Source organism: Ktedonobacteraceae bacterium, from assembly GCA_035653615.1.
Lineage (GTDB): Bacteria > Chloroflexota > Ktedonobacteria > Ktedonobacterales > Ktedonobacteraceae > DASRBN01.
In genome coordinates this window covers 149,193-173,309 of record DASRBN010000031.1, presented here as the reverse complement: position 1 = coordinate 173,309, position 24,117 = coordinate 149,193, and the positions used below count along the sequence as shown (strand labels likewise).

Sequence of the window (24,117 nt, the reverse complement as noted above, 5' to 3'; positions counted from 1 at the left end):
ATTTCGTTTTTTACCGAAGAAATATCACTAATAGCATACACGTTCTACTCAACCAAACAGAGACAAGCTGCTTGCCAGCATAGGACAGAAAGATGGTACAATAACAAAAAGTTTCGCACAGGAGGTTATTTCAATAATGTCACCTACACCATTACTTCCAGGAATCGTCCAAAATAAGGTCAGAACTGACCGGCTCGAGGTCGCTTATCTCGAAGCGGGTTCTGGAGATACACCCATTGTGCTGGTGCATGGCAATACTGCGTCGTCGCTCTTCTTTCAGGATTTTATGCTGGTGCTGGCAGCAACCGGTCGCTACAAGATTTTTGCGCCGGATATGCGAGGCTACGGTGATACCGAGGCTCTACGAATCAACGCAACGAGGGGCGTACGCGACTTCTCAGATGATCTCTATGCGCTGGTTCAGGCGCTGGGCCTGCCTGCGTTCCATTTGTTTGGCTGGTCACTGGGTGGCAACGTCGTAATGCAATACGCGATAGACCATTCCAATACGCTGCGTTCTCTGACACTGCAAGCCCCCGGCTCGCCCTTTGGCTTTGGCGGTACGAAGGGAGCGAATGGCGCTCCTATCTGGCCCGACTTCGCGGGCAGCGGCGGCGGCACAGCCAATCCTGAATTTGTGAAGCGCATCGGGCAGGGAGACCGGGGCAGCGATCAACTCTCGCCGCGCACCGTTATGAACACCTTCTACTTTAAGCCTCCTTTCCGCGTGGCCCCCGACCGCGAAGAGATATACGTGACCTCGATCCTCTCCTGTAAAGTCGCGGAAGGCATCTATCCGGGCGATATGACGGCATCGAATAACTGGCCCAATGTCGCGCCAGGCGTGCAGGGACCCAATAACGCACTCTCCCCGAAGTACCTCAATCAGGCAGCATTCGCTACGATTAGCAATAAACCGCCTGTGTTATGGATACGCGGCGCCGACGATCAGATTGTCTCCGATACCTCATTGTTCGACTTCGGCTTTCTCGGACAAATTGGCGCGGTCCCCGGCTGGCCCGGAGCCGAGGTCTATCCACCGCAGCCCATGATAACGCAGATACAGACTGTCATGAATGCATATGCTGCCAACAGTGGCGAGTATACAGAAGTGGTGCTGCCAGATTGCGGCCATTCGCCACACATCGAAAAGCAGGACGAGGTCTTTGAGCTTTTTGACACGTTTGTACAAAAGCATGATGGAAAATAGTGGGAGGGTCATATGGCACGTGTAGCAATGTACCTGCAAGATAAACATGAAATCCGCGAGGGGATGGCCTATGCACAGTATGCCGAGCAGCGTGGCTTCGAGGCGGTGTGGCAGGCAGAATCGCGCCTGGTACGCGATGCGATTGTACCGATGGCGGCATTTGCCGCGGTGACGTCGCACATCAAAATTGGCAGCGGCGTGATTAATAACTGGACGCGCAACATTGGACTGCTCGCAGCAACCTTCCTGACGCTAGATGATCTCGCGCCGGATCGCATTATTTGTGGTCTCGGCGCATGGTGGGACCCGCTGGCAAAAAATGTGGGTATCGAGCGCAGGAAACCCTTGAAAGCTATGCGCGAGACCATCGAGGTCTTAAGGCGCTTGCTAAACATGGAGCGCGTCACCTTCCACGGCGAATTTCACCAGGTGGAGGGCATCGAGCTTGATGTAGTCCATGGCCGCCGCGAACCCCGCAACGTGGCGATTTTCATTGGCGCAACGCACATGGGTATGATGGAACTGGCAGGCGAAATTGCCGATGGCGTGGTACTGAATTATTGCGTGCCGCCTGAATACAACCTTGAAGCCCTGAAACACATTGAAATCGGCGCCAAAAAAGCCGGTCGCAAGCTGGAGGATATAGATTGCCCGCAACTCATCGTGTGTTCGGTCGATTATGATCATCATGCGGCAGTGCAGGCGGCAAAGGAACTGATTACCCAATATCTTGCACAGCAGCCACACATTGCTGAGGCAAGCGGTACGCCTCCAGAAACCGTGCAGAAGGTGCAGAGCATCCTGGGCTGGCCCGCAACCAGAGAACAGATTCACGAAGCCATGCAGTTCGTGCCCGACGATTTGATCGAACGCATCACCGCAAGCGGAACTCCTGATGAAGTGCGCGCGAAGGTGGAAGAGTACAATCGCAATGGTTGCACCTGTCCGATTCTCTATCCTTTGGGAAACGACGTGAAGCTGATGATCGATACTTTCGCGCAGGCGTAACAAACTGATTAAGAAAGCACAGGCCCCCAGTTTCCGCGGAAACTGGGGGCCTGTGCTTTCTTAATCAGACCCTGATTTTAAGGGTTCGTATCCTGATTTAGAGCGTTATCAACCTTTTGCTCAACCTGGCCACCCTTATCCTGCACCTTGCCACCCATCTGCCGGGCATCGCCTTTCAACTCCGTTGACTTATCGCCCGTTACCTGGCCGACCTTCTCCTGAACTTTGCCAGCTGCCTGGTTGACCTTGCCTTTCACTTGATCCGCAACACCTTGCGCTCCAAGGTCATTCTCATTGGTATCGGTATTGGTGTTGGTCTGGTCGTCTGCCATAGATTACCTCCTGATCAATCTACACTAGCCAACTTATTCAACCCGGGGCATCAACGAGATCATTGTTTGCTACCCCAAGAGATGAGTCCGTCACCTCTGATATTGACACTCATGAGGACATGCAAACGTATACAGCACCTGTTTGTAATAGATGCACAAAAGAGAAAGGGCGACCACCAGGGTGCGCCCTCTCTCAGTCCATCCGTCACGAAAAAGAGATTACTAGCCGATCAATTCTTCCATCTGCGTCAGGTGCGCATCAAACAATTGCAACGCCTGGCGAATTGGCTCCGGTGAAGTCATATCTACTCCGGCCTTTTTCAGCAATTCGATGCTGTAATCGGAGGAGCCGGAACTGAGGAACTTCAGGTAGCGGTCAACAGCTGGTTTGCCTTCGTGCAGAATCTGCTGCACCAGCGAGGACGCGGCTGAAATACCCGTCGCATACTGGTAGACATAGAAACTGCTGTAGAAATGCGGGATGCGCGCCCATTCAACGTCGATCAGTTCATCGACCACCGCTACGCTACCATAATATTTTTCATTGAGAGCGTGGTACGCGGCGCTGAGCGAATCGGCAGTAAGCGGTTCACCTTGCTCGGCGCGGCTATGTATCTCCCGTTCGAATTCCGCGAACATCGTCTGGCGGAAGAGTGTGCCACGGAAATCTTCCAGTGAATGATTGAGAATCGCGAGTTTCACAGCGCGATCAGCATTTGTCTTCAACAGGTACTCGGTCAGCAATCCTTCATTAAGCGTTGAGGCGACTTCGGCCACGAAAATGGTATAGTCGCCGTACTGGTAGGGCTGGAAATTGCGCGTAAAGTACGAATGCATCGAGTGCCCAAGTTCGTGTGCCAGCGTATACATACTATCGCGTTTGTTCTGGAAGTTCATCAGGATGAATGGCAATGTGCCATACGCGCCACCGCTATATGCGCCGCCACGCTTGCCAGGCGTCTCGTACACATCAATCCATCGATTCGTGAAAGCCTGCTTAAGGGTATTCACATAGTTTTCCCCTAATGGCGCTAACCCGGCCAGTATCGTATCGCGAGCCTGCTCATAGCTTACTTCATCATGCACATCCTCAACGATTGGCACGTACAGATCATACATATGCAGTTCATCGAGCTTGAGGATACGCTTGCGCAGTTCCATATAGCGATTGAGCAACGGAATATGCTCGCTGACCGTCTCGACCAGGTTATGGTAAACACTGACCGGAATATTGTAGCGCGCGAGCGCGCGCTCAAGGTTGCTTGTGTAGTTACGCTGGCGGGTATAAAAGATGTCATTCTTTACCTGCGCCGAGAGGGTTGCCGCGATGGTATTGCGCTGTTTGAGGAAGGTGCTGTGCATGGCCTCGAAAGCCTCTTTGCGCACGCGACGATCCGTGCTGCGAATAAAGACGAGGTAGTTGCCCTTCGTCAGTTCGACCTCCTGGCCCTCTTCATCATGGATCGTGGGGAGCTTCAGGTCAGCATTGTCGATCATCGAAAAAATAGAATCGGGGCCTTCGGAAATTTCTCCCGTGGCAGCCAGGATAGCCTCTACTTCGGCGGAACGCACATGAGGACGCTGGCGATTCAAGTCGCGCAACTGTTGCCCATAAAGTTCCAGGCCTGGGTTCTCGCGCACGAATTGATCCAATGTCTCTTGTGGCAGCGCCAGGATTTCCGGTTCGATGTAAGAAGCCACGGTTGAAGCGTGAACATAAAGCTGCATAGCACGATCATACATGCCTTGATACAGGCTATTGGTGGTATCTTCGTCCCTGCGCATGGAAGCATACACAAACAGGCGCTCAATCTGCTCAAACAGCTCGTCACGTTTCCGCAAGACGTGTAAGAGGGCCTGCCCGCTTTCGGCCAGCGTGCCCTTAAGCGCTTCCAATTCTGGAAGGCGTCTTTGAACGGCCTGGAAATGCTGTCCCCAATCTTCGTTGGACGGAAAAATACTTTCCAGGTCCCATGTATATTCTTTTGGGATATCATTACGCTTGGTCAATGTTTGCAATGTGTTCTCTCTCCTTAAGAAAGTGTTTAATCAGGGGCTGTGGTGCCAGAACGAGACGGCCAACGGGCCTTTGACCTGTTCTCGTGCTTGAGGAGCTTAACCCACGAGCATGTTTATTGGCACTATTGTATCACGGTTGAGGAAAAAAATGAAGCAGAGGGACCTCAAGATTTTATCAAGAACTCGATAAGCAAAATCAATAGAAATGCCGCGTGACGATACATGATGCAGAAGCTCCTGATCTAACCTCTGCATCATGCTTATTGATCACAATCGTGACCGCCAGATCATCTCAGTCTTCGAGCAACAGGTCTTCCCTCTGTCCCCATTTTTGCAGAAAGCGATAGTAGTTGCGTTTTATCAAACGTGTGCGCTCGGCATCAGACAAGTCTGCACGCTGCTGAGCAGGATGGCAAACCAGTGGCAGATCGGGAGTCACTACCGCGCGAACACCTGTATCTCTTACCGCGAAGTTGAAATCGATATCCATATAGTATGGGAAACGATAGCGCTCATCGAAAAGTCCCGTTTTCCTGAGCAACTTGCGCGGAAATGCCATGCATGCTGCGCTTATGGCCTCCACTTCTGCCGCGGAACTCTCTTCAAAGTGTCGCAGGTCGTCGGTAAGCAGACCATGCAAGCCCGTTATGCCGGTAGTGCCACTTGATAGCGAACGCAGAAGCGGTGTAAAAACATCGCCATTCAGTTCTATATTGGCCTCGAGCAACAGAATATACTTGCCTGTACTCTGCTTCAAGCCAATATTGCGTGCCTCCGCCTCACCTGCCTGACGCGATATGCGCAGGATGTGCAGGTTGGGGATATCACCCTGCGCTGCTTTCGCCCAGGTATATACTTCATCCTGTGAAGCATTATCGACCAGCATAATCTCAAATGTATGTTCACCCGCGAAGCGCAGAATGCTCTCGATACAGCGTCTCACCTGTTCAAAATTGTTACGCGCCAGGACATTCACCGAAAAAAGACAGCGGTCCGGAATCTGAAGTAGTGAAGGCACCCGGCCAGTAGTGCGATAAACCTCCCCATCAATCTCAACGCTGGGAAGAATAACCAGGTGCGCGCCATGAGGATTATCTTTGATGCCATACCCGGCCTCCTCTATCTGCTGTTTGAGTTCATCGGCCCGCGCATATTTGCCTTTCTTGCGCAGAGAATCGCGTTCGTGGGAAAGCGCCAGAATGTCTTCGGGAATGGCATGGTGAGAAGATTGTAGAGCCATTATTTTATCCTTCTTTCACTACTCATTTTTTTCAACATAAAAGTCCTGTAGGGACAGCACACAAGGATTATTACCAACCAAGAGCGAGGCCATCACAACGAGGGTCAGCACCTCCTTCGAACACATGGGTGACAGGGTCGATGCGGATGGCTTGCGCATGACCCATGTCATCCTCCCATGCTCCCTCAACGATAGTACGATGACCAAGGATATCAAGCAGGAAAGGCACATCACGCGGAAAACGATTCTCAAGCATGACCACTTCAGTCACACTTCGCTGATCATATCCATCTACACCGCGCTGAAAATGTATCAGGTCCTGCTGGGCGCGTGTTGTACCAATGGGCATTACCCCACTACGCCAGCGTGGGGCCGCTATCGCCTGCTGTACGTTCTTGCCAAAATCAATCATTGCCGAGAGGAGCTGTACATGTATTTGCGGCTGCGCGTCCCCTCCCATCGAACCAAGCGCCATATATGGTACTCCATTGCGCAGCACCATCGCCGGTGTCAGCGTATGCATTGTACGCTTGCCAGGCTGCAGGTAATTGACATGCCGCGGATCGAGCGAAAAGTAGGCACCCCGGTTATGCAATAACACCCCGGTATCACCTCCGACGATGCCACTACCGAAGCGGTTGAAGAGGCTTTGAATCAGTGAAACGACGTTACCCTCGTTATCTGCCGTACAGAGATACATCGTATCGCCTTCTTTTTCAAGGCCTGCTGCAACATTGTGCGCTGCCTTCTGCGAATTGATGCGCCGGCGCTGTTGCTCCGCATATTCCTTGCTCAGGAGCCGCTCGACCGGCACCTCGACAAAATCAGGATCGGAAACGTAGCGGTCGCGGTCGGCAAAAGCTAGCTTTTTGGCTTCCAGCAACACATGAATATATTCAGCAGATTGATAGCCGAGCGCTTGCAGGTCATAGCCTTCGATGATATTCAACATTTCAAGGGCGGCGATGCCCTGTGAGTTTGGTGGAAACTCGTAGACATCATAGCCCCGGTAGTTCGTTGAAATCGCTTCAACCCAATCGGAATGATGCTCCTGCATATCTTCCATACGCAGAACCCCACCACTTCGTTGCAGGTAGTCGGTGATTGAGCGCGCAATCGGACCGCGATAGAATGCATCCCGGCCCTCTTTGGCGATCATGCGATATGTGCGAGCCAGCTGCGGCTGGCGCAAAATTTCTCCGGCGCGAGGCGGTCGATTGTCCGGCAGGAATATCGCCGCACTGCCCTCCCATCGTTTCAAAAGCGGAACTGACGAACGAATCCACCCACTCAGTTTACTGGTGACCGGCATACCTTCTTCAGCATATGCGATAGCGGGCGCAAAGATCGTTTCGGGCGCGAGCGTTCCAAACCGCTCTATGGCCTCAAACCAGCCATCGACGGCTCCGGGAACATTGATGCTGAGCGGACCTCGTTCAGGAATCTGCTTCATACCTTTCGAGGCAAACAATTCGGGAGTCATACCCTGGGGCGCGCGGCCACTACCATTTAAGGCGTACAAACGCTGCGTTTTGGCATGCCAGATGAGCATGAAAACATCGCCGCCCACCGAACAGGTGGATGGGTAAACAACGGTCATCGCGGCATTTGCAGCAATCGCCGCATCTATCGCATTGCCACCCTGGGTGAGTATTTGCAGGCCTGCCTGGGTCGCGAGATAGTTCGCGCAGGCCACCATACCACGAGAAGCGAAGACAGGCTGGTCGGAGAGCATTGTGGAAGTCTCCATTTCTTAACAATGAGGTACCGGCGTTCCGTTGTGCATTACTGATAGTATATCACCAAAGGCAGGATGACACAGCATGACCTTACCTGATAGTCCGGGTCATGCTGTGTCATCCTGCTATATATTCTTTTTCTGGCTTTCCGCCAATTCTTTCACACGCTGTACCGAATCTTTATGGCAAATGACGGTCTTATCGGCCATTTCGACCACGATCACATCTTCCAGTCCAATAGTGAAAACCTGGCGTTGCGTCTCGTTATAGACGAAGATGTTTTGGCTTCCCAGTTCGTAATGATGCCCGACGCCTCGCACTCCCCATTCGTTCACCGGAAATAGCGAGCCATACTGTTCCCAGTTGCCCACATCATTCCAGCCAATATCGGCGGGAATCACCGCAAACTCTTTTACCTTCTCCATCACACCATAATCAATGGAGATTGTTTGCAACGAAGGCCACAGTTCATCAAGAACGAATCGTTCTTGAGGTGTGCCTGTGGCTTCCACAATCATGTCGATTTTTCGCATTGACTCAGGGAGATGCGCGCGCAGTTCGGCAAGGATTCTTTCAACCTTCCAGATAAACATACCGCTGTTCCAGACATAATGACCATCCTGCACATAGCCACGGGCGGTTGCCAGGTCTGGTTTTTCGACAAAGCGCTCGCCGAGAAACGCCTGATGATCAAATCCTTCGGTCAATTGAGCGGCATAACGAATATAGCCATAACCAGTCTCAGGAGCAGTGGGCTTGATTCCCAATGTGACAAGATAATCCTGTTCTGCCAGTTTAGCAGCGAGTTGCAGCGCGGAGTCGAATACATCCACTTTCGTAATCATATGGTCTGCCGTTAAAACGGCCATGATTGCCTGCGGGTCCTGACGCTCGATAGTTGCGGCGGCCCATCCAATGGCGGCGGCGGTACTACGACCAACCGGCTCACCGAGAATATGGGTGCGCGGAACCGAGGGGAGATGTTCATGCACCAGTTCAGCCATACTGCGTCCGGTCACTACCCAGGCCTGCTCAGGCGTGATAAGCGGCGCTACCCGCGCCAGCGACTCTTGAATCATACTATTCCCATTGGGCAGCGGTAAAAATTGTTTAGGGAAGCTGGGTGTGCTGAGCGGCCAGAGGCGAGTGCCACTTCCGCCGGCCAGAATAACGGCATTGAAATGTTCCATACGCGATTTCTATTCCTTCTCATCATTTTAAAAGATACCGGCATTTTCACGCCCGGCACATATCTTTGATGCAAGGATTGTATATGGCTTCAGGCTTCATGTCAAACGTCTGAAGTTTATCTTTTTCAATAGGAAGATGCATCATAATGAACTTTCACCAGCACAATCAGCCATGTCATTCTGAGCGGCTAGGAAGATGCATCTTGATGAACTTTCACCAGCACAATCAGTCTTGTCATTCTGAGCGCAGCGAAGAATCTCCGGGGCCATGGATACGGATTCTTCGTTGCGCTCAGAATGACAATGGCTATAATCTTATCCTAACCGTCCCATCCGCACGCGAATTGGGCTATGCTTCTTTAGATATGGCTCCAGTGCCTCACGTAAGATAGCAGGCGCATCATAGCGTGGACGCAAATGCCAATCGGTATCAATGTAGCCTCCATAAGACTCGAGTTCCCAATCACTTCCGGCAACACGATACTCGCGTTCGAGTTCGAGAGGGTGGCTACCCACAAGCAATTGCCCCTCGTGTATTGAGGCGCCGCTGAGATGAAGGAGGCCACGAGCCAGGCCACGAAAGGCCCGTGGCGTTTGTTTAGCAAGATTCAGGTCAAGTCCTCGTTCTATCACCGTTTTCAACTGAGCGCCTGTCATCGTTACTATGCCAGGATTCGCGGAAGAACTACACACATCCCATAGCGTCCCACGACGCAGAGACCCCGGCGGAAGCGGCCCGGTAAAAGCTACGCTGGCCGTAATGACAGCCACGTCAGCAGCCATATGCTCGCGAAGCATGTCCGCCATCAGATTCGCTACTCCACATTCCCGGTCGGTAGCAAAATCGAGTGGTTCGCTCAGTTCTCCCACGACCTCATCCAGATAATGCTCAATCTCGGCCTCAATCACTTTCGTTTCTGACAGAATACGCGGTGCCGGTTCTATCGCATCCGTTATTGGAAGAACACTGACGTGTTGTACTACCAATTGCTGATCATCCCAGAGTATGTCCAATCGGCCAAGATATTCAGCGTAATTACCAGCCTGGACAATCAGCACCCGCCCGAGGCGCTCGCCTTCGGGTAAAAGATGATGACTGTGCGCACCAATGATGATCTCTATCTCTTCTTGAAGCTCTGATGCTAACTTGCGGTCTGCATCCAATCCCATATGTGAAAGCAGGATTACGGCACCGGCACCTTTTTGACGAAGATCCGCTGCCAACTCTCGAATGACCTCAACGGATGGTAAAGCTCTCAGGCCGAAATACGTTTCATATACGCTATCTCCATCAATTGAGTCAGCTGTGATGCCAATCACGCCCAGGTGTAGTGAGCCTACCTGTAACAGAGCCGTAAGCTGAGCACCCGGTAGCGGCGTGCCATCCGGCATGCGTAGATTCGAGAGTACCAGAGGATAGCGAGCTGCGCTGGAATAATCCCGCAGCACCTGGTAACCATAGCGCATAATCCCACCATTGCCGGCCGTCACAACATCACAGCCGGCCAGGCTCAATAGCCGATGCATGGCAGTACCTTTCGTGAGGTTACTCAGCCTGCTAGCGGTTTCTTCAACATCACCGGCATCGATAAACAATACAGGTTTATCAGGATTTTCCGTTCTAATCTTCTCAACCAGTGTCGTAATGCGTGCCAACCCCTCGACCCGCCCATGAATATCGTTTGAATGGAGAATAATAAACGATTGCATGCTTGTTCCTCTCATACCTGCTTTTCCCGCTGTGCAGTTGGCATCAGATGCCTACCATATTCGTAAGAGTGGATACTATACCGTTCCCTCTCCAGTCAGTATATAATACAGAAGAGTGCTGCAATCAGATTTGTAACAAACCTGATCTGCGTGCTGCGTCTAGCGCGCTCAGGTGCATCGCAGCATTTCACTGGAGTGCATGCCGGAAATAAGCGTTTGCAATTACAATGAACGTAGATTCGTCCTTAACGAATAAGATTATAATACTGAAGAGTACAAAACTAAAGAGGAGTTATCCCGGTTGATTGAAGAGGTCCCGGAAGATGAACATATCACGCCAGCGGATAGCCACCAGGCAGAGCAACGAGCCAGCAAAAGGCACCGGTTCCAACTATCGGCCCGCAGATTGACCGCGCTCGAAATCGCGGAGGGAGCGTTACTGGCCGATATCGGAGTGATCTTGCAACTGACAGCCATCTACCTGCCCGTCGGCGGAGATATACTGCGATTGCTAATTCCCATCGTTTTCGCCATCATTGTGCTGCGCCGCGGTCTCTATGTTGGCAGTATGAGCTTCTGCGTTGCCCTTTTCCTGGTAGGAGTAATTACAGGCCCGGCCAATATTATTCTCATGCTGCTCGAAGGACTTGCCGGCCTCTTCCTGGGCGTCACGATGAAATATCGCATCAACCAGCTTGTCATCGTATTCCTGGGTACCACCAGCAGCGCATTTTTACTGTATGGCCTTTTCGTGCTGATCGACCTCTTCTCCGGCATTCCATTAACCGACCTCATCCAATCGCTACACCAGGCTTTCAACGGTTTTATCTCTTTTATGAATGGCGTCGCCTACGGAGTCGGACTGGGAAGCTGGTGGCAGCACGGGCTACTGCCAGAGGTTAACATGGTTGCACAGCTGGCTTTTACCTACTGGTGGGCAGGATTTTACCTGCTGATCTGGGTAACGACTTTGCCGGTCGTGATTGCTGTCTATTACATTACCAATCTTTTCGTGCGCATGCTTGGCTATAAGGTGACTCCTTTCCCGGGCGGCATACTGGAAAAGCTGCTCAACTCGTGGCAGCGTAGATCTCTCAAGCTCATTCCCAAACACAGCATCAGTAGGCCTGGATTGGCACGCGCATACGTCAGGGAGACACGACGACAGAGCATGGCAAGATATAGAGAAAAATCGTGAATACACCTGCATTAATTGATATACAATCCATTACCTATACCTACCCGGTTCACGCTCAGAAGCGCAATACACCATCCATTCCGGCGCTGCAAAACGTGAGCCTGCAAGTTCAAAAGGGAGCATACCTGGCAATCCTGGGTCACAACGGCAGCGGCAAATCAACCCTGGCCCGTCACTGTAACGCCTTGCTCACGCCTGATACTGGTCGCGTCCTGGTAGCGGGCATAGACACACGAGACACGGAAAAGCAGCGCGCTATCCGAGACATGGTTGGTATGATCTTTCAGAATCCCGATAATCAGATCATAGCCACGGTCGTCGAGGATGATGTTGCCTGGGCGCTGGCTATACGTGGACTACCAGCCACTCTGATTACTGAGCGTGTCGAGGAGGTAATGGAGGCTGTAGGCATCTCACACCTGCGGGGCAAACCACCACATCGGCTTTCCGGCGGCCAGAGGCAGCGCCTGGCCATTGCCGGAGTGCTGGCATTGCGGCCACAGTGCATCATTGCCGATGAAATCACAGCTCAACTTGACCCATTGTCACGACAGGAAATCGTGGCACTTCTCCACAAGCTGCATAGTGAATATGGACTCACGATCATCCATGTTACACACCTGCTCGAGGAAGTTGTCCAGGCGCAGCGCATCATCATTATGGAGCAGGGTAAGATCGTGATGGAAGGCACACCAGGCGACATCTTCGCAGACCTGGACAGGCTGCGACAACTGAAATTACTTATACCTGAACCTGTCGAGCTGGCCGCCCGCCTGAGAAATGCCGGTCTGCCAATCTCGCAAGCAGCGCTCACAGTAGAAGATATAGCCCGGGAGATCGCGCGTTGAAAGATGCTATCATTATCACCCAGCATTTATCGCATATTTATGCATCAAATATGTCAAATGCCCTACAAAAAGCCGCCCTGGTCGATATTAACCTGGAAATTGAACGTGGAAGCTGCGTGGCGATTATCGGCATAACGGGATCAGGTAAATCAACGCTCGTGCAACATTTCAACGGTTTGCTGCGTCCCACTTCGGGTAAGGTGCTTGTTAATGGGGTGGATATTAACGCGAAGGGGGTAGACCTGAAAAGACTGCGGCAGCGTGTTGGCATGCTCTTTCAATTCCCCGAGGCGCAACTTTTCGAGCGCACAGTCTTCGCCGATGTCGCTTTTGGCCCGCAGAGGATGAATCTCTCGCGTAAAGAGGTACGCAAGCGGGTCACCGCCGCGCTGGACATGGTTGGACTACCACACCGCGAATTTGGGCAGCGCTCGCCATTCGAGTTGAGCGGCGGACAGATGCGGCGCGCGGCCCTGGCAGGAGTGCTTGCGATGTCCCCATCTGTCCTCATCCTCGACGAACCCACAGTTGGGCTTGATGCAAGCGGCCGGGCGGAGTTCTACTCCTACCTGCGGCGTATCAAAGAGCAACAGGGTGTTACTATCGTCCTGGTTTCGCACGATATGGCAGAAGTGGCAATGTTAGCGAACTGGCTCTTCGTCCTGCACGATGGCCACCTGGTCATGCAAGACACGCCACACAGCATCTTTACGCAAGGTGAAATTCTGCATAAATGGGGACTGGCCGCGCCACCACTGAACGAATTACTCAGATTAGTGCGCGAACGAGGAGTCCCAATTCCTGATACCATATTCACGCTTGACGAGGCTTTTCGCTGGCTGAAAGATAAAATCTCTGAAGAGGACAGGCACCAGGCGCATAGGAAATAAATCGCAATGATAAGGAATATATCGCTGGGAATCTATTTTCCCGGCAAAAGCATCCTGCACCGGTTACAGGCCAGAACCAAATTGCTGGTCATATTCTGGCTGGTTATTTTCTTGACGATTGCGAACCAGCGCGAATGGCACTTCGCGCCTTACCTTGTTGTTGGAACGCTGCTGGTTGCCGCTATCGCTCTATCCAGCATCTCGTTTCGAGTAATGTGGCAGCGCCTGTGGCTTCTTATACTGCTCGCGTTTCTCGGCTCAATTGCCAACATTTTCTTTCCCTCAAGCAGCAGTAACCAGGTGCTTTACGCACTCGGTCCCGTCTTCATTCCCTACGCGCTGCTCTATTGGGCTACTGTCGTATACAGTCTGCTCATGATCGCGTTTCTGCTCTTACCTTTTCTTCCCATGCTACCTGCGAGACAATTGAGGAAACAACGCTGGTTCAAGCGCATCCGCGTACTGGTCATACTCATCGAGATAATCGCGCTGGCCTTTTTCTGGTTCACGCGCGACGCATCCATCAATAGCACGCTTACAGTCGGGCCTGTGAACATCACATATGATGGTGTATGGCTGGAAATGAGTTTCTTTATCGTCTTTCTCTTCCTCTACGCCTTCTCGCTACTCCTCACCATGACGACCACGCCGGTCGCGCTGGTCGAGGGAATGAGCATACTATTGAGGCCATTGCGCCGGTTGAGGCTGCCGGTCGATGATTTTGCCCTGATGACTTTGATTGCGCTGCGTTTTATTCCGACACTGACAGATGAGACTGGGCAACTGATAAAAGCGCAGGCGGCGCGAGGTTCGGACCTCACACATGGCTCGCTACGCCAACGTATACAAAGCCTGGCAGCTTTATTTTTACCGTTTATACACGCGACGCTACGGCGGGCCAGCGAACTCGCAACAGCATTAGATGCCCGCGGCTACCAGTTCGATGGACAGCAGACATACCTGCACGAAAAATCTTTGAGCACCACTGATTACCTGGTAATGGGAACAGTCGTACTGGTGACAGCCGCGACATTATTTTTGTAGGAAAGGCTGGTGGGTGAAGCAAGCTCCCCAACTCAGCCGCCACCATAACCCCCGCCTCTACTGAAAGCACCTCTTTTGGCGGGAAAGATGAACAATTTGCAGCCAGGCGCGTTGCTAGAACGTTATGATTGTGATATGCTTTGCAAACAGGTAAGGCAGGCGAGTTTTGTAGTAAAATTCTTTGAGTGAGACAGTGGCAAACGAAGGACAACAACCGCCGGTGCCGCCACAGGGGCCACCGGAACAGCAAACCTATTATGGCTGGCAGTATGATGGGGAGGAACCAGGGCAAATCGCGGGGCAACCACCGGTTCCACCAGCTCCCGCGCCACCACCCTATCCACCACAGCAATATTCTCCTGCCTATGTACCGCCAAATCAGGCAGTTCCGCGCCAACCAGGACCACCTATGGACCGGGGAGGGCCGCTGCCTCAACCTTTGCCGCCCCCAAATCAGGGGCCTGTTCCCTACCCATCACCCCAACAGAATAGGGGAGGCGTCCCTAAACCTCTACCACCGCAGTACCAGCAACCGCTGCAGGATATGGGAACCTCGCTTGGCTATGGTCAGGGGATGGAGTACCAATACTTCAATGCGCCCCAGCCATCTCAACCCATGCGGCAATTAAGACAGGCCCGCCTGCAACAATTACGCGAAGAACGTATGCGCAATAACCAACGCCGCATGCGGCCAGATATCACTACCCTGCTACAGCGTAAGGTGTCTAAGCCACCTTTCAATGGCGCGTCCCCTTCGCCTGTTCTGCCATCGCAGATGTCACCGGCGATGCCGCTACCGCCATCAGAGGTATCGCCATCGCTTATACGCCCGCCTGCGCCTCCGCCGGGATTACAACGCAGCCCTTCAGGGCCTCCCATTGAGATGCAGGATCAGGGACAACCTGCCGCGGCCCCGGCCCAGGATACGGGCATGATACAAAAAGTGCGTATTGGTAGAGCATCGATGATCTTGCAAACTTCATTCATCGCCAGTCGCATTCTCGGCCTTCTGCGCTCGTCCCTATTCGCCTATATATTTGGCACAACGATCATTTCGGATGCCTTTTTACAGGCATTTCTGGTGCCCGACCTGATTTTCAATATCGTTGCCGGAGGAGCGCTCAGTTCTGCTTTTATTCCCGTCTTCACGCACTATATGATAGGCGAACGAGACGAGAAATCGGCCTGGCATATTGCCAACTCGGCCCTTAATCTCGCGCTTGCCATCATGATGGGGCTGGCACTGATCGCCATTATCTTCGCGCCCTGGCTTGTGCCTATCTATAACCCGGGTGTGCCCCCTCAAGAACTCAGTCTTATCATCTCGCTCACCCGCATCATGTTGTTGCAATCGATTATCCTTGGTGGGGGTGTCATTCTCAATTCGGTATTAAATGCGCAACAGAACTTCATGCTGCCTGCGATTGGAACGGTTCTCTACAATGTTGGCCTCATTACAGGACTTTTGCCTGGATTCGTGATGGCACTGCACGGCCAGCGAGGTGGGGCAGCTTCAGATACTGCCATTTATTTTGCCACGTGGGGAGTCGTGCTAGGGGCGATATTGCAAGTCGCCGTACAGGTACCGGGCACCATTAAAGTCGGTATGCATTACCGGTTTACTTTCGACTGGCGGCACCCGGGTGTTATTCAGGTGGGTCGCCAGATGGTACCCCGCATCATCAACGCGGCCATGCTCTACTTCTCAACCTTCGTTGACCGCAGCCTTATCTTGATCATGGCGGCAGGCATTACCGTCGGTATGACAGCATCCCAGGCTTCAAACGCAACTCAAGGCTCCATTACGCAGTACTACCAGGCACTCCAACTTGTGCTATTACCGCTGGGCATCTTTGGTATGGCGGTCTCCACGGCAGCCTTCCCCACCCTGGCGGAAAATGTCACACGCGGGCGATTGGATCGAGTGCGCACCATTATTACCGACACGCTGCGCAGTATTCTATTCCTGTCGATACCCTCCAGCGTGGGGCTCATTGTCCTGGCATTGCCCATCATTCAGGTGCTGCTTGAACACGGGGCTTACAGCCTTGATGATGCCATCCATACCTCCTTCCCACTGGTATTTTTTGCCATAGGACTGACGGCACTTTCAGCAGTAGAGATACTGACACGCTCATTTTATGCTTTACGTGACAGCAAGACGCCGGTGATTATCAGTATAGGGCAGTTCATTTTCAAAATCGCGCTCAGCCTGATATTGATCAATATCGCGGTCTACGGCGCTCAATGGGGCCTGGGAGCGCTGGCCCTTTCGACCTCTATTGCGGGAACGCTGGAGGCTTTCGTTCTCCTGTGGGTACTTCAGGAAAGAATCGGCGGCCTGCAACTGCGCGCGCTTGCCAATTTTGCCGCGCGCGTTTTCTTTGCCTCGGCCATCATGGGGATCGCGGTTCTGCTGCTCCGCTTCGTGCTTGATTTGATTTTGCCGACAGGCAGCTTGCCGGTGCTGGGGACAGAGAGCCAGCAATCGCTGGGAGTCATTGGTACCGGTTTCGCCATTATCAAGCTCCTGATCGAGCTGGCAGCCGGCCTCTTCATCTATATTCGCGCCACGCGTTATCTTGGCATCGAAGAATTCTGGAATCAAGGGCCGGTGAAGCGCCTGCTGGATCGCTTCAAGTTGTCGTGGCTGTAATAAACAGCATGAGGGCTGAAGCTCAGGGGCTTTCAGCGACGGAGTTAGATAAGCTGATTCGACCTGTAGCGTTATATGGGACCGGTGACTACGTAAGTCACCGGTCGAAGCAGCTCAGGATCGCGCGAAAGACGGAGGCTGGCCAATATTGCAGAAGTGCAGACTGGCCAGCTGCCATTGCCCATGTTGGTGTGCAAATACCAGCGTGGTGCGCATCTGCACGTTCATGGGATTACCCTGATAGGTCGCTTGCTGGGTAAGACGGCCAATCACGATAGCTGCCTCGTTGTAGGCACGTACCTTGATCTCGTCCAGGGTGTGAGCGGTGTACTTCATGTCCCCACTCTGGTGCCGCGCAAGCCACTGCTGCTTCGTCAGTAAGAATCCCAGCGGCCCGACCCCAATGAAATCACCTGCCAGGAGATGTTCCAGGAACGCGGTATCACCCTGTAATTCAGCACTGGCCCAGGTGTTTGCCAGCTGTGCCACTTCTTGTTCCGTCTGCTCTTGATTCATTGTCTCATTCCTCTCTATCTCTATCGTTCGTTGTTGATCTTTTCACGGGTAAGCTTATTGTTCAGCGCAATCGGTACATATTCTGCTCGGTTTATCTGACATCTCCCCTTTTTAGGGAACGATATAGCCGCCATCCACCGGCAACGTCACCCCTGTGACGTAGGAAGCCGCATCCGAGCAGAGCCAGAGAATAGCCTCAGCAGCTTCGCGTGGATCGGCCACGCGTCCCATGGGGATCACGCTTGTCATCCGTTGTCTGATCTGCTCATTGGCGTACCAGCCCTGGTTCACCTCGGTAAGGACGGTGCCAAAGGCGACTGCATTGACGCGAATGTGCTGTGCGGCGTATTCGAGGGCGGCAGCTTTCGTCAGGCCGACAACGCCATGCTTACTGGCAATGTAAGGAGCAAGGCCGGTTCCATGGCCTCCGTGACCCACCAGTCCCACGGTGGAACTGACATTGACGATAGCTCCTCCTCCCACGGCAAGCATGGCAGGAATCTCATACTTCAGGCAGAGGAAAACGCCCTTGAGATTAATCCCCGTGACCTGGTCAAAGGTCTCTTCGCTCACCTCTACCAGCGGCTTGTTGCCTCCAGCGATGCCAGCGTTGTTGACCGCGAGATCCAGTCTGCCATACTTCTCAACAGTGCGCTTGATAAGCTTCTCGACTGAATTCGCGCCGGATACATCGGCTTGAACAGCCACCGCTTCCCCTTCGCCAGCCCTGATCTCTTCTGCCAGGTGTGCTATGGCCTCCTTACTGCGCGCGGCCAGCACCACCCGTGCCCCCTCCTGGGCAAACAGACGGGCTGTCGCCGCGCCGATTCCACGGCTCGCGCCGGTAATGAGCGCTACCTTCCCTACGAGGCGGGAGGCTGCCCCTTGTTCAAACGGGGTCAATTGTGGTCTTGTACTCATAATAAAATCTCTCTTTTCATTTTTATAGAGCGTTCAAAGCAAACACGCCTGTTTGCCGACCAGTGATATTTATATATATGGACTATACAATGAAATAACAAAAAAGTCAAGCCTCTCAGAATTCATATGCTTTTCTCTCAACGCCTCGCTCATTTCAGGCGAGAGCAGGCTCACCTCTCCCCGCTTTTGGGTTTGCCCCAGGTAATCCCACCAACTACGCTGAAGGTGAGCAGGCCATCTTGCGCAAAAGGCAACAGCAGCGCCTGCATCTCCATGTCGAACTGCTTTGCCTGTTCAGCTGTCATGGTGTCGAGCGAAAGAGTGCTGCGCGCATGTTGGGCAGCAATGTAATCCTCAACCGTTTGCTTGACCACCACTGGAGCAGTCTGGCGCTCGCCCAGTTTTTGGAAAAACCCTTCCTTCTCTGATGCGGTAATCCAATCGAAAGGCTGGTAGGCGGGGTTATTGGAGAAACGTTGCTTGATCTGGTCTGCGCCTTCGCTCCAGGGAGCGGACCTGCTAGTCTGCCCCTCAACATAGGCAATCGCGAGCATGCCATGCGGCGTCAAGATGCGTGCGAGACGCGGCAGAACCACATCCCACTCCATCCAGTGCAGGCTCTCGCCCGCCGTTACCAGGGCATAGGGTGGCTACTGAGAGATGCAGAGACATTGAAAACTGCACACAGGCAAAATGAACCCGCTCCAGCCTGCTATAATAAGCACAAAAAACCGGAACTCGCAAGTACTTGCGAGTTCCGGCTACCCGAACAACAGGAGAAAGACTTTTCATTCTCCCTATGTCGTTCCCCAGGACAATGACCCGTATGCTGAGCCACTGTTCGTATGTCCCCCCCAGGACATCCCCCATGTGGCTTTCCCCCGTGATCAATAATAGTATTTGCATGGTATGAATCAGGTTGATGGTTCGTTGAGAAACCTATGAGGATACAACAATGTAGGTTAAGAAAACTACATCAACTCTAGTAGAAAGAAGGAAACTACTCATGTTAACAACCGTCCGGCAATTCTACTATCAATGCAGGAAAGGAAGCGAGCATATCTGGCACGCGGAAGAAACTGACCCCGCTGAGTGCCTGCTCGCGGGAGCCATCCTCGACAGTAATACCATTCGAGTACGTTTCGTGCGCGGTGGCATACTGGATGAAACGCGCTATCAACTCGTCGATGGCAGACCCGGCACGCTTCCCTATCATTCCTGGATTGTCACAAAAGGTGACGAAGAGTGGCCTCAATTCCTGGACGAGGAACAGGCGCGAGCTATTATCGAGCCGTATCTACACGGCTTTTCCTTCTCATCCACCGCCATTCGCCTGGCACGCTCACTCGCCAGCGAGGAGCGCATCTACGGATTGGGCGAACGTACCGGCGATATGAACAAGCGCGGGCTGGCATTCCCAGTCTGGAACGTTGATCCACCACAGTTCCACGGACCGCAAACAGTCACGATGTATACCTCTATCCCTTTCTATCTTGGCCTGCATCTCGATGAGGGCAGGGCTTATGGCATTTTAATCGATCATACCGGATTGGTCGATATGGACCTGGGCAAAACGAACGAATCAGAGGCTACCATGACCATACAAGGCGATAGCATGGTCGTCTATTTCTTTACAGGTCCACAACCCGCCGATGTCATGAGACAATATGCCGCATTGACCGGGCACATGCCTTTACCGCCCAGGTGGGCCATTGGCTATCAACAATGCCGCTGGGACTATAAAAGTGAGGAAGAAATCCGCGAACTGGCAGCAAAACTTCGCGCCCGCCATCATCCCTGCGACGGCATCTGGCTGGATATTGACTATATGAACGGCTATCGCTGTTTCACATGGGATGCCCAGCGCTTCCCTGATCCTACACGCATGGCTAACGAGCTGCACGAGCAGGGAATACACCTGGTTACTATTATTGATCCAGGCATAAAAATCGACGATGATTACTCCGTCTACCGGCAGGGAATGGAGCATGACTACTTTTGCCGCCACGAAGATGGAAAGCTCTTTACTGGCACCGTCTGGCCAGGTGAGTGCGTTTTTCCCGATTTCTCCCGCAGTGAGGTACGTAGCTGGTGGGGCAATCTTTACTCGGGATTGCTCGATCAGGGAGTTGATGGTATCTGGAATGATATGAATGAACCGGCATTATCGAACTTACTTTCAGCGCCAGATGAACCATCAGCACATGGAAAGACGATGAGCAATGACGTGCTGCACCGCGCTGGCGGGGATAATCCTACCGGACCTGATGGCCCACCAGTGCTGCATAAATTTTTCCATAATGCATATGGCATGGAAATGGCTCGCTCGACATTCGAAGGATTAACGCGCCTGCGACCGGATACGCGGCCTTTCGTCCTCTCACGCTCCGGCACTGGCGGCGTACAGCGCTATGCCGCAATATGGACGGGCGATAATACGAGCGCCTGGGATAACATTCTGATGGCCATACCGATGTGCCTCAACCTGAGCATGAGCGGCGTACCTTTCATAGGCATGGATATTGGCGGATTCTGGAATGCCAGCAATGGAGAACTACTGGTACGTTTTGCCCAGCTCGGCGCTTTACTACCATTCTGTCGCAACCATAATGCTACAGGCAATCCCGACCAGGAGCCGTGGGCTTTCGGCGAACCTTATGAAAGCGCATTCCGCGCCGCCATTGAACAACGTTACCGCCTGCTGCCCTACATCTATACGCTCTTCCACGAGGCAACGGCTCAAGGCACACCCATCATGCGCCCGCTGTACTACCATTACCCAAACGACGAACTGGCTTGCGACAGCCAGGATGAATTTCTCCTGGGCGATAGTCTCCTCTCCGCGCCTATCTACGAGCAAGGGGCCACAAGCCGTAACGTATATCTACCGGCTGGAACCTGGTTCGATTATTGGGACGGGACAGCATATCCCGGTTCGGGCACAATAGAAGTGGCGGCACCACTCGAGCGCTGGCCGTTATTCGTGCGCGGCAACAGCATTCTCCCCAGCGGCCCTGTGATGCAATATACAGACCAGCGGCCAACCGATCCCCTGACTATTACCTGCTATATGTCAGGAGATGGATTGGCAAGCTACACGCTCTACGAGGATGACGGCTCAACCCTGGCTTACCGGAAAGGCGCGTTCGCCCTGACACATATTAGCTGCCGCGTTGACAGCGATCTTGCCGCTGTCGAAATCGAGGAGCAATACGAGCATTACCGCTCGCAGCGCGAGTGGTATGACCTGGTTGTCTTCACCGGTGGTCAGATTCGCCAGCAGCGCGTGAGGGCCGGTCAAAGCAAGGTAGTCATACGGCTATAAGAAATCCCTGAGCGAGGAGGGATAAAAAATCTGCTCTTATCCCTCCTCTGCTCTTCATTATAAGATTGATAACCTCAAGTTATATGTAACTGACATTTCATTTCAATTTGTAACGCTTTCTCCACCGGCATCTTTCTTGAGGCTGTTCCTCTAGCAATTTCCTCTCACCCTGGCATTTTTGCCATTGACTTATCGCGAATCTCATGGTATGCTCTTCCTCAGAAATTGTAACAGCGGTTTCAAACATACGACTGTTTTAAAACATTTCGACGTTGTTCAAGTTGTATCAGTAGTGTGTTAAGAGGTGCCAATTTGGATTACCGTATTTCAATTATTGGATTGTTTATCGGTTTTCTCGTAGGTCTGACAGGCATGGGTGGCGGAGCTTTATTAGCCCCTATTATGATCCTGGTCTTGCGCGTTCCACCAGTATGGGCCGTTGGTACAGATTCCGCTTATTCCGCCGTCACGAAGGCGCTGGGTTCAATCGTGCATTTTCGCCAGAAAAGTGTGAATTTCAAGGTTGCGCTCTGGCTGGGATGCGGCAGCGTTCCCGCTACAATTCTAGGGGTCAGTATTGTCCAATATATTCGTTTGCATTACGGGGATCTCATCAATGGGATCATCATTCACGCTATTGGTTTCACGCTGCTGCTGGTAGCCGTGCTTTTGCTGGTGAAACCTTTCATCATGCGCCGTGTTGAACGCAAGAACCTGGAGGCCCAGAAGCAGGCCGCGCTTAAGGGCGAAGCGCTTGCTCCTGACGGCACAACGCGCTGGGAAAAACGCTACCGGCCACTGGTGACAATCCTCATCGGTGCATTTGTTGGCATCCTCGTCGGACTTACCTCGGTTGGTAGTGGTACGCTGATCATTGTGGCCCTGGCCTTCATATTCCCCCGGCTTTCAACGAAAGAGCTGGTGGGAACCGATATCGCTCATGCTGTCATGCTGCATCTCGCGGCGACCATGATCTATTTCAATTCAGGTACCATCGACTGGCGGCTTGTTGGACTATTGCTGATCGGTTCGCTGCCAGGGGTTTTCATCGGCAGCCGGTTGAGCAAGTACATACCCGACCGCTTCATGCGCCCCGTGCTCGCGACCGTCCTGGTGATATCCGGCTGGAAATTGATTTAAGCGTCGAGTTTTCAATCGAATAAAGTCCTTAAAAACCTCTCGACGCACGATTTTTTTTAGTGTAAAATAGCCAGGGAAGATTTTCCCTGGCTTTATGGCTATTGTTCTATTTTATTAGATGCATCCAACGAACTTATAGCGGTCTTCTTACTTCCCTGGTTGGATTACCCTGCTCTATGGTCTTATTTTAGCCGGAATTGCCTTATGGTAATCCAGAAAAACAGGCATGTTGCCAGAAGAATCGAACAACGACACAGCACAAAAGCGTGCCCGCAGGGCATTTGAGGCTCTCATCTCAGGGGAGGATGCGGCCATTGATCTGGCAATGGGGGCATTGCTGATTGCCGCCGAAGAATATCCTGACCTCAACATTGCTCATTATTTAACGCAGCTCGACCTGTTGGCTCAAAAAGTAGCGGAGGCATCAGGCTTATCTTCTTCTGCTTTCCAGAACGCCACGACACTACCGTCCAATATCGACCCACTGCAAGTAGTTCAGGCTATCAACAAGGTTCTCTTCGAGCAGGAGCGCTTTCATGGCAACCATGCCGATTATTATGATCCTTGCAATAGCTTTCTCAATGATGTTTTAGAGAGGCACAAGGGTATCCCTATTACGCTCTCGCTCATTTATATGGAAGTTGGCAGGCGTCTGGGCTTGCAGGTCGTGGGGATTGGATTACCGTTTCACTTTATTGTTCGCTGCGAGCTGCCGGGCAGCAGTATTTATATCGACCCTTTCGAAAAGGGACGTATGCTCAGCGAACAGGATTGCCGCGAGCGCATCAAACGCCTCTTTCGCGGAAGAATTCCTTTCAACCCGCTCTGGCTAGAGCCAGTGAGCAATCGGCAACTGCTGACACGTATGCTGGCCAACCTCAAAAACATCTACATCCGCAATGGCGATTATCGCCGCGCGCTTTCCGCCTGTGACCGCATTGTAATGCTGGCTCCAGATACTGCTATCGAGCGAAAGGATCGCGGCATCGTTCATCTCCACCTCAAGCACTATACACGAGCCATACGTGATTTCAACGTGTACCTGGAACTCGCACCTCTCGCCGATGATGCCGAAGACGTTCGGCGACAGATTAAGGCTATCCGGCAAACCATCGCCATGTTGAATTAAAC

At 52.5% G+C, this 24,117-nt stretch carries 19 protein-coding genes; 10 read left to right on the top strand and 9 right to left on the bottom strand.

Features of this window, described 5'->3' with window-relative positions:
- Positions 1–136 precede the first annotated feature (136 nt).
- Both VFA09_17105 and VFA09_17100 read left to right on the top strand, forming a co-directional pair.
- Positions 137–1,210 carry an alpha/beta hydrolase gene (locus VFA09_17105; GenBank protein ID HZU68997.1) on the top strand — a complete coding sequence of 358 codons (1,074 nt, stop codon included), beginning with the start codon at positions 137–139 and terminating at the stop codon, positions 1,208–1,210.
- 12 nt (positions 1,211–1,222) lie between these two features.
- Positions 1,223–2,218 carry an LLM class flavin-dependent oxidoreductase gene (locus tag VFA09_17100; GenBank protein ID HZU68996.1) on the top strand — a complete coding sequence of 332 codons (996 nt, stop codon included), beginning with the start codon at positions 1,223–1,225 and terminating at the stop codon, positions 2,216–2,218.
- A gap of 77 nt (positions 2,219–2,295) precedes the next feature.
- On the opposite strand, the gene VFA09_17095 is transcribed toward VFA09_17100, so the two are convergent.
- The 6 genes from VFA09_17095 to VFA09_17070 form a co-directional block, all read right to left on the bottom strand.
- Positions 2,296–2,550: a CsbD family protein gene (locus tag VFA09_17095; GenBank protein HZU68995.1), complete on the bottom strand. Its 255-nt coding sequence runs from the start codon at positions 2,548–2,550 to the stop codon at positions 2,296–2,298.
- A 222-nt stretch (positions 2,551–2,772) separates the two neighbouring features.
- Positions 2,773–4,569, bottom strand: a complete 1,797-nt coding sequence (gene pepF / locus VFA09_17090; protein ID HZU68994.1) for an oligoendopeptidase F — start codon at positions 4,567–4,569, stop codon at positions 2,773–2,775.
- 292 nt (positions 4,570–4,861) lie between these two features.
- Positions 4,862–5,809: a glycosyltransferase gene (locus VFA09_17085; GenBank protein ID HZU68993.1), complete on the bottom strand. Its 948-nt coding sequence runs from the start codon at positions 5,807–5,809 to the stop codon at positions 4,862–4,864.
- 70 nt (positions 5,810–5,879) lie between these two features.
- On the bottom strand, positions 5,880–7,544 hold the full coding sequence (gene ggt / locus VFA09_17080) for a gamma-glutamyltransferase (GenBank protein ID HZU68992.1): 1,665 nt from the start codon (positions 7,542–7,544) through the stop codon (positions 5,880–5,882).
- 129 nt (positions 7,545–7,673) lie between these two features.
- A complete protein-coding gene (locus VFA09_17075) occupies positions 7,674–8,738 on the bottom strand; it encodes a mannose-1-phosphate guanylyltransferase (protein HZU68991.1) in 1,065 nt (354 codons plus the stop codon).
- A 315-nt stretch (positions 8,739–9,053) separates the two neighbouring features.
- Positions 9,054–10,448: a bifunctional UDP-sugar hydrolase/5'-nucleotidase gene (locus VFA09_17070; GenBank protein ID HZU68990.1), complete on the bottom strand. Its 1,395-nt coding sequence runs from the start codon at positions 10,446–10,448 to the stop codon at positions 9,054–9,056.
- A gap of 301 nt (positions 10,449–10,749) precedes the next feature.
- Here VFA09_17070 and VFA09_17065 point away from each other — a divergent pair, with 301 nt between their 5' ends.
- From VFA09_17065 to murJ, 5 genes are all read left to right on the top strand, one after another.
- The gene (locus VFA09_17065; protein HZU68989.1) at positions 10,750–11,646 is read left to right on the top strand and encodes a DUF2232 domain-containing protein; all 897 of its coding nucleotides are present in this window, start codon (positions 10,750–10,752) and stop codon (positions 11,644–11,646) included.
- Positions 11,643–12,494, top strand: coding sequence for an energy-coupling factor transporter ATPase (locus tag VFA09_17060; GenBank protein ID HZU68988.1), 852 nt, complete (start codon positions 11,643–11,645; stop codon positions 12,492–12,494). Before VFA09_17065 ends, VFA09_17060 begins: the two co-directional genes overlap by 4 nt.
- Positions 12,491–13,384, top strand: a complete 894-nt coding sequence (locus VFA09_17055) for an energy-coupling factor transporter ATPase (GenBank protein HZU68987.1) — start codon at positions 12,491–12,493, stop codon at positions 13,382–13,384. The genes VFA09_17060 and VFA09_17055 overlap by 4 nt, the downstream gene beginning before the upstream one ends.
- Positions 13,385–13,390: 6 nt before the next feature.
- Positions 13,391–14,428 carry an energy-coupling factor transporter transmembrane component T gene (locus tag VFA09_17050; protein ID HZU68986.1) on the top strand — a complete coding sequence of 346 codons (1,038 nt, stop codon included), beginning with the start codon at positions 13,391–13,393 and terminating at the stop codon, positions 14,426–14,428.
- A gap of 193 nt (positions 14,429–14,621) precedes the next feature.
- A complete protein-coding gene (murJ, locus tag VFA09_17045; GenBank protein ID HZU68985.1) occupies positions 14,622–17,084 on the top strand; it encodes a murein biosynthesis integral membrane protein MurJ in 2,463 nt (820 codons plus the stop codon).
- A 114-nt stretch (positions 17,085–17,198) separates the two neighbouring features.
- Here the strand turns inward: murJ and VFA09_17040 are convergent, their stop codons facing one another.
- The 3 genes from VFA09_17040 to VFA09_17030 form a co-directional block, all read right to left on the bottom strand.
- Complete coding sequence (locus tag VFA09_17040) at positions 17,199–17,600, bottom strand: nuclear transport factor 2 family protein (GenBank protein ID HZU68984.1); 402 nt, start codon at positions 17,598–17,600, stop codon at positions 17,199–17,201.
- A gap of 111 nt (positions 17,601–17,711) precedes the next feature.
- Positions 17,712–18,521 (bottom strand): glucose 1-dehydrogenase, encoded by an 810-nt coding sequence (locus tag VFA09_17035; protein HZU68983.1) that lies wholly within the window; start codon positions 18,519–18,521, stop codon positions 17,712–17,714.
- Between the two features lie 170 nt (positions 18,522–18,691).
- Positions 18,692–19,117 (bottom strand): hypothetical protein, encoded by a 426-nt coding sequence (locus VFA09_17030; GenBank protein HZU68982.1) that lies wholly within the window; start codon positions 19,115–19,117, stop codon positions 18,692–18,694.
- Positions 19,118–19,527: 410 nt separating this feature from the next.
- On the opposite strand from VFA09_17030, the gene VFA09_17025 reads away from it, so the two are divergent.
- The 3 genes from VFA09_17025 to VFA09_17015 all read left to right on the top strand — a co-directional run bounded on the left by VFA09_17025 (position 19,528) and on the right by VFA09_17015 (position 24,115).
- Entirely contained in the window at positions 19,528–21,846 is a 2,319-nt protein-coding gene (locus VFA09_17025; protein ID HZU68981.1) for a TIM-barrel domain-containing protein, read from the top strand.
- A gap of 312 nt (positions 21,847–22,158) precedes the next feature.
- Positions 22,159–22,986 carry a sulfite exporter TauE/SafE family protein gene (locus VFA09_17020; protein HZU68980.1) on the top strand — a complete coding sequence of 276 codons (828 nt, stop codon included), beginning with the start codon at positions 22,159–22,161 and terminating at the stop codon, positions 22,984–22,986.
- Between the two features lie 226 nt (positions 22,987–23,212).
- The gene (locus VFA09_17015; protein HZU68979.1) at positions 23,213–24,115 is read left to right on the top strand and encodes a transglutaminase-like domain-containing protein; all 903 of its coding nucleotides are present in this window, start codon (positions 23,213–23,215) and stop codon (positions 24,113–24,115) included.
- The last annotated feature ends 2 nt before the right edge of the window (positions 24,116–24,117 follow it).

What these genes read in the sequence shown, in the direction of transcription:
- VFA09_17105 (HZU68997.1), top strand. Translation starts at nt 137, where the DNA reads ATGTCACCTACACCATTACTTCCAGGAATCGTCCAAAATAAGGTCAGA.
- VFA09_17100 (HZU68996.1), top strand. Translation starts at nt 1,223, where the DNA reads ATGGCACGTGTAGCAATGTACCTGCAAGATAAACATGAAATCCGCGAG.
- VFA09_17095 (HZU68995.1), bottom strand. Translation starts at nt 2,550, where the DNA reads ATGGCAGACGACCAGACCAACACCAATACCGATACCAATGAGAATGAC.
- VFA09_17085 (HZU68993.1), bottom strand. Translation starts at nt 5,809, where the DNA reads ATGGCTCTACAATCTTCTCACCATGCCATTCCCGAAGACATTCTGGCG.
- ggt (HZU68992.1), bottom strand. Translation starts at nt 7,544, where the DNA reads ATGCTCTCCGACCAGCCTGTCTTCGCTTCTCGTGGTATGGTGGCCTGC.
- VFA09_17075 (HZU68991.1), bottom strand. Translation starts at nt 8,738, where the DNA reads ATGGAACATTTCAATGCCGTTATTCTGGCCGGCGGAAGTGGCACTCGC.
- VFA09_17070 (HZU68990.1), bottom strand. Translation starts at nt 10,448, where the DNA reads ATGCAATCGTTTATTATTCTCCATTCAAACGATATTCATGGGCGGGTC.
- VFA09_17050 (HZU68986.1), top strand. Translation starts at nt 13,391, where the DNA reads ATGATAAGGAATATATCGCTGGGAATCTATTTTCCCGGCAAAAGCATC.
- VFA09_17040 (HZU68984.1), bottom strand. Translation starts at nt 17,600, where the DNA reads ATGAATCAAGAGCAGACGGAACAAGAAGTGGCACAGCTGGCAAACACC.
- VFA09_17035 (HZU68983.1), bottom strand. Translation starts at nt 18,521, where the DNA reads ATGAGTACAAGACCACAATTGACCCCGTTTGAACAAGGGGCAGCCTCC.
- VFA09_17025 (HZU68981.1), top strand. Translation starts at nt 19,528, where the DNA reads ATGTTAACAACCGTCCGGCAATTCTACTATCAATGCAGGAAAGGAAGC.
- VFA09_17015 (HZU68979.1), top strand. Translation starts at nt 23,213, where the DNA reads ATGTTGCCAGAAGAATCGAACAACGACACAGCACAAAAGCGTGCCCGC.